Source organism: Rhabdochromatium marinum (assembly GCF_016583795.1).
In the GTDB taxonomy this organism is placed as follows: domain Bacteria; phylum Pseudomonadota; class Gammaproteobacteria; order Chromatiales; family Chromatiaceae; genus Rhabdochromatium; species Rhabdochromatium marinum.
This window is the reverse complement of sequence record NZ_NRRS01000169.1, coordinates 1-1,987: the sequence shown is the minus strand read 5'-3', so window position 1 is coordinate 1,987 and position 1,987 is coordinate 1. Positions and strand designations below refer to the sequence as shown.

The following is a 1,987-nucleotide window of genomic DNA, read 5'->3' as shown; positions in this document are numbered from 1 at the left end:
TGACTTGAAAAGTCGCCTGATGACCGTCGATGTTAATGAGTTGCGCTGTTATGGCCAAGCCCTCTTTCTGCATTTGGATGATGGGCTAAGCATGGCTCATGATTGACATCATTGAAAGGCGGCACCCGATTGAGGTGCTGATGCAACGTGGGCTGTTCACGCCCAATCTGGCCCGCACTATGGCCTCGGAAGCCTTGCTATCGAGCTTCGATGTCGATCATATCGCCACCGAGGCGCTGCTGTGGCAGACCGGCTATCTGACCTTTGCCGGTCAGCAGCGCATGGGCGCCCGCATCCAATACCGGCTGACCTACCCCAACCTAGAAGTGCAAAGCGCCTTGAACGACGTGTTGCTGCGCGCGCTCATGGCCGAGCAAGCGCCCGCCGCCGAGCAGGCGCTGAGCCGCCTGCACGAGATCCTCCAGGCCGGCGACCCCGAGTCCCTGCGCGCGCACCTGCACAGCCTGTTCGCCGCCATTCCGCATCATTGGTACGACAATGCACCCATTGCCCATTACGAAGGCTACTGGGCCAGCGTCTTCTACAGCCACCTCGCTGCGCTGGGCCTGGAGCTGATCGCCGAAGACATCACCCATCACGGGCGAATTGATCTGACGCTCAAGCTTGAGCACCAGATCTGGCTGTTTGAGTTCAAGCTCGCCGAGCGTTCACCCACCGGCAGTGCCTTGCGCCAGCTCAAGGACAAAGGCTATGCCGACAAATATTGCGCGCTGGGTCAGCCGATCACCCTGATCGGCATCGCCTTCAGTGAGCAACAGCGCCAGTTGGTGGCGTTCGAGGTTGAGCGGCTCGTGTGAGTGCTACAGCAGGACATCCGATGGTTCAGGCGTTCCTGTACGGTATGCCTGCACAGTTTATCCCGTGGCTTCAGTCAACTGCTCCGAATTTCATACTCGAAAGTGCTCATTCGGTCATTCGCTCTCCGTTGATAGCACCCGATTTTGTCCGGGCGAGCAACTGGAGTCCTGGTTGAGCAGTCCCAACCGCAGGCGCTCAGTCCGTGCTTGCAAGATCGCTTTCACGGCTCGATACGGCGTGAACCGCTCGATGTCCGGGTCGGACAACCGTGCCAGCACGTTTCGCGCAGCGTTCTGATCCGCCTGCAACACAACCCCGTCGAAACAGTGAAACCGATCCCCTTGGCGGCGGCCCAGCAGGCCTCCGTTGCGGGAATCCATTTGCGATGTGTAGGCCGGATTGACCAGAACGACCGTCGAACCTCGACGGCTTGAAACACTGTCAAGTGCTTCGGCAATGACACCTTTCGTCCAGCTTGCCAGCCGACGATTGATGGTCTTGCCGAAGGACTTGCCCGCCATCGGGGCGGTNCGGGAATCCATTTGCGATGTGTAGGCCGGATTGACCAGAACGACCGTCGAACCTCGACGGCTTGAAACACTGTCAAGTGCTTCGGCAATGACGCCTTTCGTCCAGCTTGCCAGCCGACGATTGACGTTCTTGCCGAAGGACTTGCCCGCCATCGGGGCGGTGAGATCTTCCGCCGCGATCACAGCGGCTTTGTCGACGACCTTGTGAACCGACTGGAACACCACGTCGCGGATGCGCGCATGGGTTTTGTCTATCTGTCGATTCAGTGTCTTGCGCCCGAGGTTGAAGCGACGAATGTGCTCGCGCTTGCGCGGGTTGCGCGTGTTGTTGGCGAGCGCGCGCAGTTTTGATCGGCGCTGGTGCTTGGCTTTGAGCTTGTCGGAGGTCTCCGACAGCAGCCCGCCCAGCTCCGGGCCATGATGTTCCCCGTCGGAATCAACCAGCACCTCGGAGTAGCCTTTGTCGATGCCCAGGGTGCGCTCACCGCAGTCATGGGTGATCTCGGCCTCAATGGTGGTGTGGACCTCAAGACGGTCATCGTCGGTGAGGATGATCCGCAGGGTGCCAGTGGGCGCGACGGTGGTATCGAGCGGGATGGCGATGCGAGTGCCTTTCACTAAGCCGGGAATTTTGATCC

General features: G+C 59.7%; 2 protein-coding genes. One reads left to right on the top strand and one right to left on the bottom strand.

What is annotated here, in order from left to right; all coding sequences use genetic code 11:
• Positions 1 to 98: 98 nt before the first annotated feature.
• Positions 99 to 818: a PD-(D/E)XK nuclease domain-containing protein gene (locus tag CKO36_RS19065; protein WP_242469752.1), complete on the top strand. Its 720-nt coding sequence runs from the start codon at positions 99 to 101 to the stop codon at positions 816 to 818.
• A 114-nt stretch (positions 819 to 932) separates the two neighbouring features.
• Here CKO36_RS19065 and CKO36_RS20200 read toward each other — a convergent pair whose 3' ends face one another.
• Positions 933 to 1,340: a zinc ribbon domain-containing protein gene (locus CKO36_RS20200; protein ID WP_275957876.1), complete on the bottom strand. Its 408-nt coding sequence runs from the start codon at positions 1,338 to 1,340 to the stop codon at positions 933 to 935.
• Positions 1,341 to 1,987: the final 647 nt, after the last annotated feature.

Excerpts from the sequence above, each read along its gene's own strand:
- CKO36_RS19065 (WP_242469752.1), top strand. The coding sequence starts at position 99 with ATGATTGACATCATTGAAAGGCGGCACCCGATTGAGGTGCTGATGCAA.
- CKO36_RS20200 (WP_275957876.1), bottom strand. The coding sequence starts at position 1,340 with ATGGCGGGCAAGTCCTTCGGCAAGACCATCAATCGTCGGCTGGCAAGC.